General features: G+C 70.0%; 12 protein-coding genes. 7 read left to right on the top strand and 5 right to left on the bottom strand.

Going from position 1 to position 14,397, the window contains the following annotated elements; genetic code table 11:
* Positions 1-1,872, bottom strand: coding sequence for a methylmalonyl-CoA mutase small subunit (gene mutA, locus ACZK39_RS14705; RefSeq protein WP_182783194.1), 1,872 nt, complete (start codon positions 1,870-1,872; stop codon positions 1-3).
* Positions 1,873-1,983: 111 nt separating this feature from the next.
* Positions 1,984-2,871, bottom strand: coding sequence for a dihydropteroate synthase (gene folP, locus ACZK39_RS14710; protein WP_463613728.1), 888 nt, complete (start codon positions 2,869-2,871; stop codon positions 1,984-1,986).
* Between the two features lie 238 nt (positions 2,872-3,109).
* Here folP and ACZK39_RS14715 point away from each other — a divergent pair, with 238 nt between their 5' ends.
* Complete coding sequence (locus tag ACZK39_RS14715) at positions 3,110-4,255, top strand: Gfo/Idh/MocA family protein (protein ID WP_463613729.1); 1,146 nt, start codon at positions 3,110-3,112, stop codon at positions 4,253-4,255.
* A gap of 239 nt (positions 4,256-4,494) precedes the next feature.
* On the opposite strand, the gene ACZK39_RS14720 is transcribed toward ACZK39_RS14715, so the two are convergent.
* The gene (locus tag ACZK39_RS14720) at positions 4,495-5,598 is read right to left on the bottom strand and encodes a sugar kinase (RefSeq protein WP_463613730.1); all 1,104 of its coding nucleotides are present in this window, start codon (positions 5,596-5,598) and stop codon (positions 4,495-4,497) included.
* A 1-nt stretch (position 5,599) separates the two neighbouring features.
* On the bottom strand, positions 5,600-6,226 hold the full coding sequence (locus ACZK39_RS14725; RefSeq protein WP_463613731.1) for a bifunctional 4-hydroxy-2-oxoglutarate aldolase/2-dehydro-3-deoxy-phosphogluconate aldolase: 627 nt from the start codon (positions 6,224-6,226) through the stop codon (positions 5,600-5,602).
* Positions 6,227-6,348: 122 nt separating this feature from the next.
* Between ACZK39_RS14725 and ACZK39_RS14730 the strand changes: the two genes are divergently transcribed.
* The 5 genes from ACZK39_RS14730 to ACZK39_RS14750 all read left to right on the top strand — a co-directional run bounded on the left by ACZK39_RS14730 (position 6,349) and on the right by ACZK39_RS14750 (position 11,630).
* Positions 6,349-7,257 carry a DUF6807 domain-containing protein gene (locus ACZK39_RS14730; RefSeq protein WP_463613732.1) on the top strand — a complete coding sequence of 303 codons (909 nt, stop codon included), beginning with the start codon at positions 6,349-6,351 and terminating at the stop codon, positions 7,255-7,257.
* Positions 7,254-8,363: a Gfo/Idh/MocA family protein gene (locus ACZK39_RS14735; protein WP_463613733.1), complete on the top strand. Its 1,110-nt coding sequence runs from the start codon at positions 7,254-7,256 to the stop codon at positions 8,361-8,363. The genes ACZK39_RS14730 and ACZK39_RS14735 overlap by 4 nt, the downstream gene beginning before the upstream one ends.
* Positions 8,364-8,524: 161 nt before the next feature.
* Positions 8,525-9,727 (top strand): Gfo/Idh/MocA family protein, encoded by a 1,203-nt coding sequence (locus ACZK39_RS14740; protein ID WP_463613734.1) that lies wholly within the window; start codon positions 8,525-8,527, stop codon positions 9,725-9,727.
* 3 nt (positions 9,728-9,730) lie between these two features.
* Positions 9,731-10,594 carry a sugar phosphate isomerase/epimerase family protein gene (locus ACZK39_RS14745; RefSeq protein ID WP_463613735.1) on the top strand — a complete coding sequence of 288 codons (864 nt, stop codon included), beginning with the start codon at positions 9,731-9,733 and terminating at the stop codon, positions 10,592-10,594.
* Between the two features lie 10 nt (positions 10,595-10,604).
* Positions 10,605-11,630 (top strand): LacI family DNA-binding transcriptional regulator, encoded by a 1,026-nt coding sequence (locus tag ACZK39_RS14750; protein ID WP_463613736.1) that lies wholly within the window; start codon positions 10,605-10,607, stop codon positions 11,628-11,630.
* A gap of 805 nt (positions 11,631-12,435) precedes the next feature.
* Here the strand turns inward: ACZK39_RS14750 and ACZK39_RS14755 are convergent.
* Positions 12,436-13,872: an alpha-amylase gene (locus ACZK39_RS14755; protein WP_463613737.1), complete on the bottom strand. Its 1,437-nt coding sequence runs from the start codon at positions 13,870-13,872 to the stop codon at positions 12,436-12,438.
* A 66-nt stretch (positions 13,873-13,938) separates the two neighbouring features.
* Between ACZK39_RS14755 and ACZK39_RS14760 the strand changes: the two genes are divergently transcribed.
* Entirely contained in the window at positions 13,939-14,367 is a 429-nt protein-coding gene (locus ACZK39_RS14760) for a hypothetical protein (RefSeq protein ID WP_463613738.1), read from the top strand.
* Positions 14,368-14,397: the final 30 nt, after the last annotated feature.

Raw genomic sequence — 14,397 nt, forward strand, 5'->3', positions numbered from 1 at the left:
TCAGGCTCCCATCTTGTTCAGGGTGGTGGTCAGCAGTTCGACCACGTTCATGCCGTCGAACACGTTGCCGTCGACGGCGCCCTCGGCGCCCTCGCCCAGCTCCTTGATCTGGCCGGCGACCAGGACGGTCTCGGCCCCGGCGGCGCGCAGGGCCTCGGCCACTGCCACGCCCTGGGCGGCGTAGACCTTGGCGCTGGAGCACAGCACCGCGACCTTCGCGCCCGACTCGGTGAGCTGCCGCGCGAAGTCCTCCGGCGTCTCGCCCTCGGCGACGATGGTGTCGAGCCCGCCCACGTGCAGCAGGTTCGAGGTGAAGCCCTCGCGGCCGCCGAAGTCGCGGCGGGCGCCGAGGCAGGCCAGCAGCACCGACGGCGCGTTGCCGGCCTCGCGGGCGGCAGCCGAACGGTCGCGGAGGTCCTCGAACACCTGGGTGTCGCGGACCACCTTCAGGCCGCCGAGCTCCGGTGCCGCGGGGCGGGCCTTGCGCTCGAGCGCGGCCTCCTCGTGGTTGGGGAACATCGACACGCCGGTCAGCTGAATCTTGCGGGTGGCCAGCTGGGCCGCGCGGGCGGCGTTGACCTCATCCAGCTGGGCCTTGACGGTGCCGTCGGCCAGCGCCGCGGCGAAGCCTTCGCCGTCGAGGCCTTGGAACACGGCCCACGCCTTGTCGGAGAGCTGCCTGGTGAGCGACTCGACGAACCACGAGCCGCCGGCCGGGTCGTTGACGCGCCCGACGTTGGACTCCTCAGCCAGCACCACCTGCGTGTTGCGTGCGGTGCGGCGGGAGAAGTCCGTGGGGAGGCCCGCCGCGGTGTCGAAGGGAAGGACGGTCTGAATCTCGGCCCCACCCGCGGAGGCCGCGAAGCAGGAGATGGTGCCGCGCAGCATGTTGACGTAGGCATCGTCGCGCGCGATCTGGCGCTCGGAGGTGACGGCGTGCTGGATGGCGCCCCGCTTGGACTCGGTGACGCCCAGCACTTCGCCCACCCGCGACCACAGGCCGCGCAGCGCGCGCAGGCGGGCGATGGTGGCGAACTGGTCGGTGGTGGAGGAGACGCGGAACATGAGTGAGTCGAAGGCCTCGTCGACGGTGAGGCCCGCCTCGGTGAGCGCGCGGACGTATTCGACGCCCACGGCCACGGCGTAGGCCAGTTCGTGCACGTCGCCGGCTCCGGCGTTGTGGTAGACGGTGGCGTCCACGACGACCGGCCGCACGCCCGGGTAGGGCTTGGCCAGCTCGACGGCCTGGGCCAGGACGCTGAGGTCCGCGTCGGTGCCGGCCAGGGCGGCCGCTCCGATCGGGTCGACGCCGAGGTTGCCGGTGAGCGTGGCCGCGTCCTTGTCCGAGGCGGCGAGGAACTCGACCAGCGCTGTGGCTGCCTCGAGCTGCTGCGTCTTGGAGGTCAGGTAGACCGGGGCGAGGTCCAGGAGGACGTCGGCCAGGACGGTCGGCAGGTCCGCCACCGCGACAGCGTCGGGATCCACGCGCACATAGACGGCGGTGCCGCCACGCTCGAGATCGGTGAGGATGGCGCGCCGGGTCTCGGCCGCGTCGGGATCCTCATGCAACTGGGCGATGTGCCACGCGTCCATCTCGCCGTCACGCACCGTGGTGCCGCGGACGAAGGGGGCCACGCCTGGGTAGCCGAGCTCCTCCACGCCGTCGCTCTTCACGTACAGGGGCTTGATGGTGAGGCCGTCGACGGTGGAGCTCGACAGGCGCTTGTACGCCTGCTCGACTGTGAGCTCCTTGCCCTCGGGCCGCTTTCGGTTCAGGACCTTCAGGACCTCTTTCTCCCAGTCCGCCTGGGAGGGAGTGTCAAAGTCTGCGGCCAGGCTGATGTCGGCCGCACTGGTGGCTTGATCGCTCATCGCTCTCCGTCTTGTCTCGGGGGGTTTACACCCACGCCACCACACTAAACCAGCGGGGTACCCCTCCGAGGCTGGGGCGGTGATAGGTCAGACCGACCTCTCCTGGTATTCTCAGCGCCCGCGTTCGGCCATGGCCGGGGGTCGGTCGCCGCGGATGGAAGCCACCATGTCGAGGGTGCGACGGGTAGCGCGCACGTCGTGGGCGCGGAAAACGGTTGCCCCGAGCCAGGCGGCGACGGCGGTGGCGGCCAGGCTGCCCTCGAGCCGCTGGTCGGCGGGCAGGTCGAGGGTCTCGCCGACGAAGTCCTTGCGGCTGATGGCCTGAAGCACCGGGAACCCCAGCGCGACGACGCGGTCCGTGGCCCCGACCAGGGCGAGGGAGTTGGGGGTCGTCTTGCCGAAGTCCAGGGTGGGATCGACGAGGACTCCGTCGGGCCGGATCCCGGCGTCGAGTGCCTTCTGGGCGCCGTCGCGGAGGACGCGGAGGACATCTTCAACGACAGCCTCACCGGGTCCGTAATCGATTCCGCTGGGATCGGTCCGCGGAGGGAGCCCGCCGGTGTGGGAGACGACGTAGCCGGCGCCGAGTGTCGCGGCCACGTGGACGAGATCTGGGTCCGCGCCCTGCCAGGTGTCGTTGACGAGGTCGACGGCGCCCTCGCAGGCCTGCGCAACCTCGGCGCGCCAGGTGTCGAGGCTGATCGGGAGCAGTGGGAACCGCTCGCGGAGCGCCAGGACGAAGGGGCGGACGCGGGCGATCTCCGTGGCCTCGTCGATCCACTCACCCTCCTGGCCGGCGCGCACGCCGCCGACGTCGATGAGGTCCACCCCTTCGTCGACCATCTGGACGGCGCGGGCGAGCGCGGCGTCGTCGTCGAGGTAGCGGGCGGAGGCGTAGAAGGAGTCCGGAGTGCGGTTGATGATGCCCATCACGGCGGGCCGGGAGGCGTCGAAGCGGAGTCCGCGCAGGACCAGCGGGGCGGGCTGAGGACGGGTCACTCGGAGAGTCTAGGTGGGGTCTGCCGGCCGCTCACACCGATCCCTGAGGAGGTCAGCGTCGCGAAGCGACCGCTGGCCGGTCTTGAAGGGTCGTGGCCCGAACCGGAAGGCAGCCTCTGCCCAATGTCGCGTCGCGACCCTTCGAGACGACCCACGGTCGCTTCGCGACGCGGGCCTCCTCAGGGATCGGGGAGAGGCTTCCCAGCGGGAGGGAGTTGGGGAGTGACAGGATGGTCAGGTGAGTTCCCCCGCGCGAATCATCCAGGTCGGCGTCAATGGATATGGCCGGCATCACCTCGAGGCCATCGCCGAGATGCAGGCCCTCGGCAGGGCGCAGCTGGTGGCCGCCGTCGATCCGCAGCCCGGCGCCTTCGACACCGCGCCCGTCTACGACACCGTCCAGCAAGCGCTGTCCGAGCATCCCGCCGACCTGGTGAGTATCGCCGCGCCCATCGGTGCCCACGCCGCGCTGGCCGTCCTGGCGCTGGAGCACGGCGCCGACGTGCTGCTCGAGAAGCCGCCCACCGCTTCGCTTGCCGAGTTCCGCACGCTGCTCGACGCGGCCGAACGGACGGGCCGCGCCGTGCAGGTGGGCTTCCAGGCGCTCGGCTCGGACGGGATCGACATCCTGCAGGTGGTGCTCGCCGACGGCAAGGTCGGGGGCAATGCGCGCGTCGTGGCCTGGGGGGAGTGGAGCCGCGACGTCGGTTACTACAGCCGAAGCCCATGGGCAGGGCATCGCGTCTTCAACGGCGCCCGGGTGGCCGACGGCGTGGTGACCAACCCGCTGGCTCACGCCGTGGCCGCGGCCCTTGCCGTCGCTGGAGCACAACGCGCTGACCAGGTGCGATGGGTGGACTCCGAGCTGTACCGCGCGCACGACATCGACACCGACGACACTGCCTGGGTTGAGGTCGGCACCACGGTGGGCGTCCCGGTCCAGGCCGCGCTGACGCTGTGCGCGGAGTCCAAGGGTGATCCGTCGCCGAGTGTCGCGGTGGTGGGGGATCGCGGTTCCGTGGTCCTCCGTTACACCGACGACGAGGTGGAGTGGCGCCTGGAGGGCGAGCCGGAGCGCACGGAGCAGGTGTCGCGGCAGGGTCTGCTGGCCAACCTGCTGGACCACCGCGAGCATGGCGCCGCGCTACTGGTGCCGCTCGTGGAGACGGGCGCGTTCATGTGCGTCCTGGAGGCCAGCCAGACCGCTCCGGAGCCGCAGCCCGTCGACCCCGCGTTCGTGACCTGGTCCGGCGACGGCGACGCGCGTGTCCCCGTGATCCACGGGATCGCCGACGATCTGGGCCGGGCCGTGCGCCAGGGCCGCCCGTTCTCGCGCGTCGACGCGCCCTGGGCGACCACCGCACCCACCCGCTGGGTCCCGTAGACCATCGTTATCAGAGTTTGGGTGACGAACCGCACCCGCTGGCTGAGGAGCGACGAGCCTCGAAGCCTGGGAAAGGCGAGCTGACAAGGACACTCTCTTAGGCTTCGAGGCCGCTTCGCGGCGCCTCAGCCAGCGGTGTGGGCTGCTCCGCGGCACCTCAGCCAACGGTGGGGGCCCGCTCCGCGGCGCCTCAGCCAACGGTGGGGGCCCGCTCCGCGCCACCTCAGCCAACGATCCCGCTATCGGTCAACCCGGGCGTTGCCGCCGCTGGCGAGCTTGAGGACCTCGGCGGCGGTCACCATGGAGGTGTCGCCGGGAGTGGTCATGGCCAGCGCCCCGTGGGCCGCGCCGTATTCCACGCAGGTGGAGAGCGGCTCGCCGGTGAGGAGGCCATAGATCAGACCGGAGGCGAAGGAGTCGCCACCGCCGACCCGGTCGAGGATCTCCAGGCCTTCGCGGTGCGTGGCCTGCACCAGGCCGGTGTCGGCGGACCAGGCGACTGCGCCCCAGTCGTTGGTGGAGGCCGAGCGGACGGTGCGCAGGGTGGTGGCGATGACGCCCATGTTCGGGTAGGCCTGTGCGACCTTCTCGATCATGGCCCTGAAGCCCTCGATCGGAAGCTCCGCGAGGTTCTCGTCGACGCCCTCGACCTCGAAGCCGAGGGCCGCGGTGAAGTCCTCCTCGTTGCCGATCATCACGTCGACGTACTTGGCCAGCTCGCGGTTGACCTCCTGCGCGCGGGCCTGGCCGCCGATGGTCTGCCACAGGCTGGGGCGGTAGTTGAGGTCGTAGGACACGGCGGTGCCGTGCTTCTTGGCGGCCTTCACCGCGGCGAGCGCGGTCTCGGCGGACTGCTCGGAGAGGGCGGCGTAGATTCCTCCGGTGTGGAGCCAGCGCACGCCCTGCTCGCCGAAGAGGCGGTCGAAGTCGACCTGGTCCGGGCGCAGCTGGGAGATCGCGGTGTGGCCGCGGTCGGAGACGCCCTTGGCGCCGCGCATGCCGAAGCCGCGTTCGGTGAAGTTCAGGCCGTTGCGGACGGTGCGTCCGACGCCGTCGCTCTTCGCCCAGTTGATCCATCGGGCGTCGACGCCGCCGGCGAGGATGAAGCCTTCGACGAGGTGGCCGACCTCGTCGTCGACGAGCGCGGTGACCGCCGCGGTGGGCAGGCCGAACACGCGGGAGAGGCCGCGGATGACGTTGTACTCGCCGCCGCCCTCCCAGGCGGTGAAGGAGCGGGCGGTGCGGATGCGCAGGTCGCCTGGGTCGAGGCGCAGCATGACCTCGCCGAGCGAGACGGCCTGATAGCGGCAGTCGTCGGCTGGGCGGAGGGTGAGGGTGCCCATGTCAGGCCGCCTTTCCGAACGAGGCGACCGCGGCCGAGGCCTCGGTGCACAGACGGCGGACGGTGTCCATGTCGCCGGCGTCGACCGCGCCGGCGGGAACCATCCAGGAGCCGCCGACCGCGGCCACGTTGGGCAGTGTGAGGAAGTCGGCGAGGTTGCCCATGGACACACCGCCGGTGGGGATGAACCGCACCTGTGGGAAGGGGGCGCCTAGGGCCTTGAGTGCGGGGGCCCCGCCGTACACGCCGGCGGGGAAGAACTTCAGCGTGGTCAGGCCGAGGTCGAGGGCGGCCATGATCTCCGACGGGGTGACCGCGCCCGGGAAGACCGGCAGGCCGTGGTGCTGGGCGCGCCGAACGACCGCAGCGCTGAAGCCCGGGCTGACGATGAACTGCGCGCCGGCGTCTACCGCCTGGTCCACCTGGCTCACGCTGAGCACGGTTCCAGCCCCCACCAGCAGGTCTGCGTTGGCGCTCATGCGCCGGATCGCCTGGGGCGCCGCGTCCGTGCGGAACGTCACCTCGGCGATCGGGATGCCGCCTGCCACCAGTGCTTCGCCGAGCGGCTCTGCGCGGTCTGCCTGGTTGATGACCACCACCGGGATGATCCGATTGTCGGCCACATACATGAGCCCTCCTTGGCTTGCGTGGGATGAAGTCCTGGCAAGGATAGCGCTTTCCCTTCCTTTCCTCTAGTGTGGTTGATGCCTGCTGTGGCGGGTGCCCGGCCCATCCTCACCGTGGAGGTCCCATGAAGTTCGACACTCAACCCGGTCGTCTCCTGCTCGTCGACGGCGACGTCACTGTCGCCGAATACGTCTACGCACCGACGGAGGTGCAGCTGGAGTCCCCGCGTCCCTACGCACTCCTTCGGACGCGGTCCGGCGCGGATGTCACCGCCTACCGCCCGGCAGACCATGTCTGGCACAAGGGGCTGTCGCTGGCGCTCCCCGTCGTGGGGGCTCACAACTTCTGGGGTGGCCCCACCTACGTCCACGGCAGTGGCTATGTGCAGCTGCCCAACAACGGCGCCCAGGTGCACCGATCCTTCGAGATCGGCACCGACGACGGCCCGGCCGAGCTCGTGGAGCAGCTGGACTGGGTGGCTGAAGACGGTTCGCTGGTGCTGACCGAGGAGCGCCGCCTCACGGCCCGTCCCGTTGATGACGCCACCTGGGCGCTGACCTGGCACAGTGCGCTGACGAACGTCTCGGGCGAGCAGTTGGGCTTCGGGTCGCCGACGTCCAAGGGCCGGGAGAACGCCGGCTACTGCGGCATCTTCTGGCGTGGCCCCGACACTTTCACCGGTGGCGAGATCCTGGCGCCGTCGGGGCCCGCGGGCGACGCGGCACGCGGTGAACCGGGCCCATGGCTGGCCTTCGCGGCCGCGGACCGCTCCGCCGGAGTCCTCATGCTCGACGGCGCTGTGGCGCCGAGCCCGTGGTTCGCCCGCAGCGAGGAGTACGCCGGCCTGAACCCCGCACCGTTCTTCTTCACCGAGACGCTGCTGCCGCCGGGGGAGACGCTCGTGCTGTCCGCGGCGCTCGTCGTCGGCGACGCCGACGTGGCCGGCCATGCGGCGGGCGTCGGGGCGGAACTCGTCGCTGAACTCCGGGCCATCACTCCTACGGCCGGCACGGATTCGGACGTGACCGCATGACCCAGACCCTTCGCTGCGCCATCGTCGGCACCGGCGCTGTCGGACATTTCCACGCCCGGGCTGTTGAGGCCCATCCGCAGGCCGAGCTCGTTGCGGTCACCAACCAGACGCGGTCCAAGGGAGACGCCTTCGCCGCCCAGTGGGGCAACCCGGCCGTCTACGACACCCTCGACGAACTCCTGGCCGCGGAGCATCCGGACGTGGTGTTGATCTGCACCCCGCCGGGCGTCCACCGCGACCAGACGGTCGCGTCGTTCGCCGCGGGCGCGCACGTGGTGGTGGAGAAGCCTCCGGCGCCGTCGCTCGATGAGCTCGACGAGATGCGCGCAGCAGCAGCCGCTGCCGGCAAGGAGCTGGCCGTGGTGTTCCAGCAGCGGACCGGCACCGCCGCGGCGCATGTCCGCGAGTTGCTCACCAGTGGCGCCCTGGGGCGCCCGCTCATCGCGGTCTGTGAGACGTTGTGGTTCCGTGGCGCCGACTACTTCGCCGTGCCGTGGCGCGGGAAGTGGGCCACCGAGGGTGGCGGCACCACGCTGGGGCACGGCATCCACCAGCTGGACCTCCTGGGCTTCCTGCTGGGTGACTGGGCCAGTGTGCAGGGGCGTCTGTGGCGGCTGGACCGCGAGACCCAGACCGAGGACGCCTCCACCGCGACCATCACGTTCGCCGGGGGGACGGTGGCTCAGGTGGTCACCAGCGCGGTCTCTCCGCGCCAGGTCAGTGCGGTGCGGATCGACACGCAGAAGGCGACGGTCTCCGTCGAGCACCTCTACGGCCACGGGCACGAGAACTGGCAGATCACGCCCGCCCCCGGGTTCGAAGTCGAGGCCGAGGCGTGGCGTTTCCCCGAGTACGAGGAGCGCAGTGACCATGCGCCTCTGCTGCGAGACGTCTTCGACGCGCTTCTTGCCGGAGAGCCGCTTCCACCCACGGCCGATCAGCCCGCCCGCTCCATCGAGATGGTGGCCGCGATCTATGCCTCCGCCGCAGCTGACGGTGCTGCCATCACCCCCGCTGATCTCGCAGCCCACCCCACTCACCGGCACGGGTTCACGAGCCCCGTCACCGACATGCGGGTCGAGCGTGACCACCGGGGAACAGTGTGATCCGATGGTAAACGTTTCCCAGGATCCTTTACGGTCCTCACAACCAAGCTTCTTGGGACAAAACTGGGGCGTCCTCTTGTGGCGCGGGGCAGTGACGTGTCAGGATAGGGGAAAGCGTTTACCAATGTCGTCCAAACGCAAGTGATAGATAGGAACTGAGAGTGTCAACGACTTTGAAGCCTCTGCCCGCCGAGATGGTGCAGGGATCCCGTTCCGTGCGTGAGATCGGGATCATCATGAATGGTGTCTCCGGCCGCATGGGTTACCGGCAGCACTTGGTGCGGTCGATCCTGGCGATCCGGGATCAGGGAGGCATCGAGCTGTCTGACGGTTCCCGTGTCACCGTCCGGCCGCTGCTCGTGGGCCGTAGCGAGTCGAAGCTGGCCGAGTTGGCCGCCAGGCACGGGATCGAGGACTACACCTCTGATCTGGATGCTGCTCTGGCGGATCCGCGGTGGGAGATCTATTCGGATTTCCTGGTGACGAAGGCGCGTGGGGCGGCGCTGCGGAAGGCGATCGCTGCGGGGAAGACGATCTACACGGAGAAGCCGACGGCCGAGTCCGTCGAGGAGGCCCTGGAACTGGCCCGCCTCGCCAACGCCGCCGGCGTGAAGACGGGTGTCGTCCACGACAAGTTGTACCTGCCGGGCCTCCAGAAGTTGAAGCGCCTCATCGACTCCGGCTTCTTCGGCCGCATCCTCTCGGTGCGCGGGGAGTTCGGGTATTGGGTCTTCGAAGGCGACTGGCAACCCGCACAGCGTCCGTCGTGGAACTACCGTGCTGAGGACGGCGGCGGCATCATCGTCGACATGTTCCCGCACTGGAATTATGTGCTGGAGAACCTGTTCGGGCCGGTGCGCAGCGTCTACGCACAGGCGGCGATCCATATTCCGGAGCGGTGGGATGAGGCTGGGAAGGCATATCAGGCCACCGCGGAGGATGCCGCGTACGGCATCTTCGAGCTCGACGGCGGCATCGTCGCGGAGATCAATTCCTCCTGGACGGTGCGGGTGAACCGCGACGAGCTGGTGGAGTTCCAGGTCGACGGGACGCACGGGTCCGCTGTGGTGGGATTGTTCGGCGCAAAGATCCAGCACCGAGTGGGGACGCCGAAGCCGGTGTGGAACCCGGACCTGGCCGATGATCATGATTACGCCGCGGATTGGGCCGAGCTGCCCACCAATGAGGTGTTCGACAACGGCTTCCGGCAGCAGTGGGAGGAGTTCCTCGCCTCCTACGTGCAGGGCACCCCGTACCCGTTCGACCTGCTCGCCGGCGCCCGCGGAGTTCAACTCGCCGACGCGGGCCTGCGTTCCAGCCGCGAAGGTTGCAAGGTCGTCCTCGACAATTTGCTGCTGGGCTGATCCTTGACGCACCCCAGGCTCTCGATCAACCAGGCCACCATCAAGCACGCCACCCTCCGTGACGCGCTGACGGTGACCACCTCCGTCGGCATGCAGTCGATCGGGCTCTGGCGAGAACCGGTGGCCGACGTGGGACTCCGGGAGGCGGCCGCGATGCTGTCGGACTCCGGGCTGCGGATGTCGTCCTACTGCCGCGCCGGCTTCTTCACCGCGGTGGCGGGACCCGAGCGGAGCGACTCGCTGGACGATAACCGTCGCGCCATCGAGGAGACGGCCGTGCTGGCTGCCGCCGGGGCGCCTGGGTCGCGGGCGGTGCTGGTGCTCGTCGCCGGTGGGCTGCCGGAGGGGTCGCGGGACCTCATCGGCGCGCGCGCCCGGGTCCGCGAGGCCCTCGAAGAGCTCGCCCCCGACGCGGCGGCCGCGGGCGTGACGCTCGCCGTCGAGCCGCTCCACCCGATGTACGCGGCGGACCGCGCCGTCGTCTCCACGCTCGGGCAGTCGCTGGACCTCGTGTCCGGGCTTGACTCGAGTGTCGCGGGGGTGACGGTGGACACCTTTCACATCTGGTGGGATCCGGACGTTCTCCCGGCCATCGCGCGTGCCGGCCGTGAGGACCGGATCGCCGCCTACCAGGTGTGTGACTGGCGGGCGCCCCTCGAAGTCGACGTCCTTCTGTCCCGGCATCAGCCAGGTGTGGGCGTGATCGACTTCGAGACCCTCACCCGCGCTGTGGAGGACACCGGATACGACGGCGACGTCGAGGTGGAGATCTTCAACGCCGCCATCTGGGCGACCGATTTCGAGGTCGTGGCGCGTGACACCGTCGACGCCTTCGGACGGTGGGTCGGCCCCCATCTGCGGCCCTAGACTCATGACCGTGAACCACCAGCAGCGCCGCTACGGTACCGCCACCCTCGTCGACGTCGCGCAGGAGGCGGGCGTCTCGCTGGCCACGGCGTCGCGCGTGCTGAACGGCTCGACGCGAAAGGTGGCCGAGTCGTATCGGGAGCGCGTCCGCGAGGCTGCGGACAAGCTTGGCTACAGCGTCAACGTCTCCGCGCAGGCAGTTGCCAGCGGGGCCTCCGCCCTCATCGCGCTGCTCGTGGCTGACATCGCGGACCCGTACTTCGCTCAGGTCGCGGCCGGCGTTGCCCGTGCGGCAGATGAGGCCGGATTTCTCGTCACCATCGCGACGACCGGGCGGGATCCGCAGAAGGAGGCCGCGCTGCTGCGGGTGCTGCGTGGGCAGCGGCCCCGCGGGGTCATCCTGGCCGCGTCGCGGATGGCGATGCTGCACGAGCCGGTGCAGCTTGAGATCGACGCCATCCACGGGATGGGCGGCCGGGTCATCGCGTTGGGCCCTGGCGCGTCAGAGCTCCGTTCCGTGCTCATCGACAACTGGGGCGGGGCCCGGGCGCTCGGCGTGGCATTGGCAGCGCGCGGATATCGACGGGCCGTCGTGCTCGCCGCGCCGCGAGGCTTGATCACCACCGACCAACGCCAGGCGGGTTTCACGGACGGCTTCACCTCCGGGGGCGGTCAGATCGAGCGGGTGCACCGCGCGGCGTTCACCCGCGAGGGCGGCGCGGAGGCGATGCGCGAGGCGCTGACGGCCGGCATCGAGCCGGGAACGCTGGTGTTCGCGCTGAGCGACGCGGTGGCGTTGGGTGCGGTGCGGGAACTGCGCGAGGAGGGTCGCGAGCTCGGCGCCGACGTGGCGATGGCGGGGTTCGACGACATCCCCTCCTCCAGCGACGTGACCCCGCAGTTGACCTCGGTCCGCATCCCGTTGGAAGAGGTCGGCTACCAGGCGGTCAGGGCGGCGATCGACGCCGACTGGGTGCCGTCGCCCCTGCCCCTCGAGGTCCACCTGCGTGACAGCACCCCTCCGCTCACAGTCTGACCCTGCTCAACGGTGGCGGCTCAAGTCCGGCACCGGGTGCCGGGAGCCCTGACCTCCGCCGCTGGGTGAGCCAGCCGCGGCGCGTAGCGCCCGCTGCTGCGTCGAAGCCCCTGGCGCCTGGTGCAGGGACCGGTGACACGACGCCCGGGCGGCCGTTGCCCGCACTTTCGCTGTTGATCGCAGCCCTGTCCTTGGTTCAGTAGATGAGGCCGCCCGGGCCTCGTCTCACTGCTCCCTGCACTCGCTCCCCTGTGGCGTGGTCCATTCCAGGCGTGCGCCGTCAGGGCGGCCCTGGTGACAGTCTGCCCAGGCGGGATGCCAGTTGGGTGATCGTCGGGTTGGGCATCACGGCGCGCAGCCGCCCTGCCGTCGCCCACCCTCGCACCCAACCGACCTCCATCGTCGACTCGCATCGGCGCGGGCGGGCCCCGTGGCGCCTGCGGTAAGTCTGGCCGCCTGCGCTGTAGCGCGGGCGGCTGAACGTAGGTCAGGCGGCTCCGGGCCGCCTGCGATACAGGGCTGGCGTCGAGGCGTAAGGCTGGCGTCGGGACGTAAGGCAGGCGTCGGGAAGGCAGGCGTCGAGACGTAAGGCAGGCGTCGAGACGTAAGGCAGGCGCCGAGACTTAAGACAGGCGACTGGGACGGGACGGTAGGGCGGCGGGTTGTTGGGGGCTGGGCAGGCTGGGTGGGCGTTGATGACGGCGCGGCTGCGCGAAGCGCCGTCGCCGGCATCATGGGCGGCCCGGCCCCCACCACACGGCGCCAGACCCGACCACACTTGTCGACCCCACCAAGCGCCGAGTGATCAACCGGCCGCACGGAGGTTGACGTGGAGGGCCACCGCGTCCATGGCGGGCATCTCGACGGTGACCTTGCCGTCGGCCACCACGAACGGGCCCTCCTCGCAGCGATCCTCCGCGGTGGGCGGGGCCGGCGAGGCAGCCGCGTCGCAGTACGCGCCGTCGGGCAGGTTCGTGGTGAGGGTGGCGCTCACCGGGGTGCTCGTGTCGTTGACGGCGATGAGGCCTCGGTCGCCTCGATCGAACGCCACCGCGTACCCCTGCTTCCACACGTTCTCGACGGGCGCGTCGCCCACCACCGCGACCCACTCAGCCAACCCCGCGACATCCCGGTGCTGACACAACCAGGCACCATCCTCCGGATCCTCCGACGGCGCCGCGCACGCTACGTCGTCGACCCGGCCGTCCGTCTGCGGCGCCTCGGCGTCGTGGTCCGAGAACGCGTAGCCGGAGTAGACGATCGGAGTGCCGTAGTCGATCCCCAGTAGCAGGGCCGTGGCCACCCTGAACTGGTCCCCATCCTTGGAGTTGAGGGTCTGCCCGTTGCGTTCCGTGTCGTGGTTGGTGATGAACGTGAACGCCTGCTCAGACGGAACCTCCCCGTCGCGCATCTCTAGGGCGCGCGAGACGGCGCCGCCGGGCACCACGCCGGAGATGTCCTTGGCCACCTGGAACGCAAAGACGGCGCCGGCGTCGAGATAGTCCTCCGGCTGGATCGGCTCGCCGCCCCCTCGGATGACCTCGGAGATGATCAGCGGCTCCCCGTCGAGCCTCCCGACGATGGCCTCCACGTCGGTCGCGGACATGTGCTTGGCCGCGTCGATCCGGAAACCCGCGACGCCGAGGTCGGTGAGGTCGTTGAGGTAGGCGGCGATGGTGTCGCGGACCTTCTCGCTGCCGGTGTCCAGGTCCGCGAGGTTGACCAGTTCGCACTCCTGCACCTGCTGCTGGTCCGAGTAGTTCTCGATGTCGCCTGAGACCGTCATGGGGCAGTCGTGGAAGTCCTCTGGACCGTACAGACCGGGGTAGTCGTAGTGCGTGAAGTCCGTCCCCGCGACGCCAGTGCCGCCGTCGATCCCCGCCATGTGGTTGATCACGGCATCGGCGATCACGTCCACACCGGCCTCCCCACACGCGGTGACCATCTCGGCGAACTCCTCGCGCGTGCCCAGCTTGGACTCCAGCTGGTAGCTGACCGGCTGGTACGACGTCCACCAGGCCTCACCGTCGATGTGCTCCTGCGCGGGGGAGAGGAGGACGAACCCGAACTCGTGAGGCCCGAGCACCTCGGTGCACTCCTGGGCCACGGATCGCCACGGCCACTGGAAGAGCTGAACCCCGACGGTGGGGGTGGTCTCGACGGCGGGCTCGGGGGCCGCGGTGCAGGCGCCGAGGGCAGCGGCGCCGAGGAGCAGAACCGGGGTGAGGACGCGTCGTCGCATGTCGGCCAGCGTAGGCGGTCGCGGGGATCGGACGCCCGGTTCTGGCGTCGAACCTAGACTGGCCGCATGAGCAAGCTCGGCATCATCATCAAGACCACCGGCGCCGCGGTCGCCACCACCGTCACGCTGGTCTCCGCGCTGCGGGAGAATCCGCAGATCGCCAAGAGTCTCGATGATCTGGTGGGGAAGCTGAAGTCGGCCACGGATGCGAACAACCCCAAGATCCGCTTCGACGCGAAGATGGCGGCCATCGACACCGCTGCGGACGCCGTCGAGCTGGCGTTCCCGGAGGCGACGGAGCCCGCGGGTTGGCATCGACACGCGCAGGCGCTGCGTGTCCGAGGTGAGCTCATCTGGGGAGCGAACTCCGGTGGGACCAGGCGGAAGGCGATGAAGGCGCTGAACGCGGAGACCGCGGAGCTGTTGGAGCAGATCAACCAGAGGTTGGCGTCGTTGCAGAAGCAGCTCCCCGCCGACGACCCCCGCGCCAGCTGACCCACCCCGGGGGGCTTCTGCGGCTGTGGG

It is taken from the genome of Tessaracoccus luoxuelianae, from assembly GCF_055326245.1.

Excerpts from the sequence above, each read along its gene's own strand:
- ACZK39_RS14735 (WP_463613733.1), top strand. The coding sequence starts at position 7,254 with ATGACCCAGACCCTTCGCTGCGCCATCGTCGGCACCGGCGCTGTCGGA.
- ACZK39_RS14725 (WP_463613731.1), bottom strand. The coding sequence starts at position 6,226 with ATGTATGTGGCCGACAATCGGATCATCCCGGTGGTGGTCATCAACCAG.
- ACZK39_RS14730 (WP_463613732.1), top strand. The coding sequence starts at position 6,349 with ATGAAGTTCGACACTCAACCCGGTCGTCTCCTGCTCGTCGACGGCGAC.
- mutA (WP_182783194.1), bottom strand. The coding sequence starts at position 1,872 with ATGAGCGATCAAGCCACCAGTGCGGCCGACATCAGCCTGGCCGCAGAC.
- ACZK39_RS14755 (WP_463613737.1), bottom strand. The coding sequence starts at position 13,872 with ATGCGACGACGCGTCCTCACCCCGGTTCTGCTCCTCGGCGCCGCTGCC.
- ACZK39_RS14760 (WP_463613738.1), top strand. The coding sequence starts at position 13,939 with ATGAGCAAGCTCGGCATCATCATCAAGACCACCGGCGCCGCGGTCGCC.
- ACZK39_RS14720 (WP_463613730.1), bottom strand. The coding sequence starts at position 5,598 with ATGGGCACCCTCACCCTCCGCCCAGCCGACGACTGCCGCTATCAGGCC.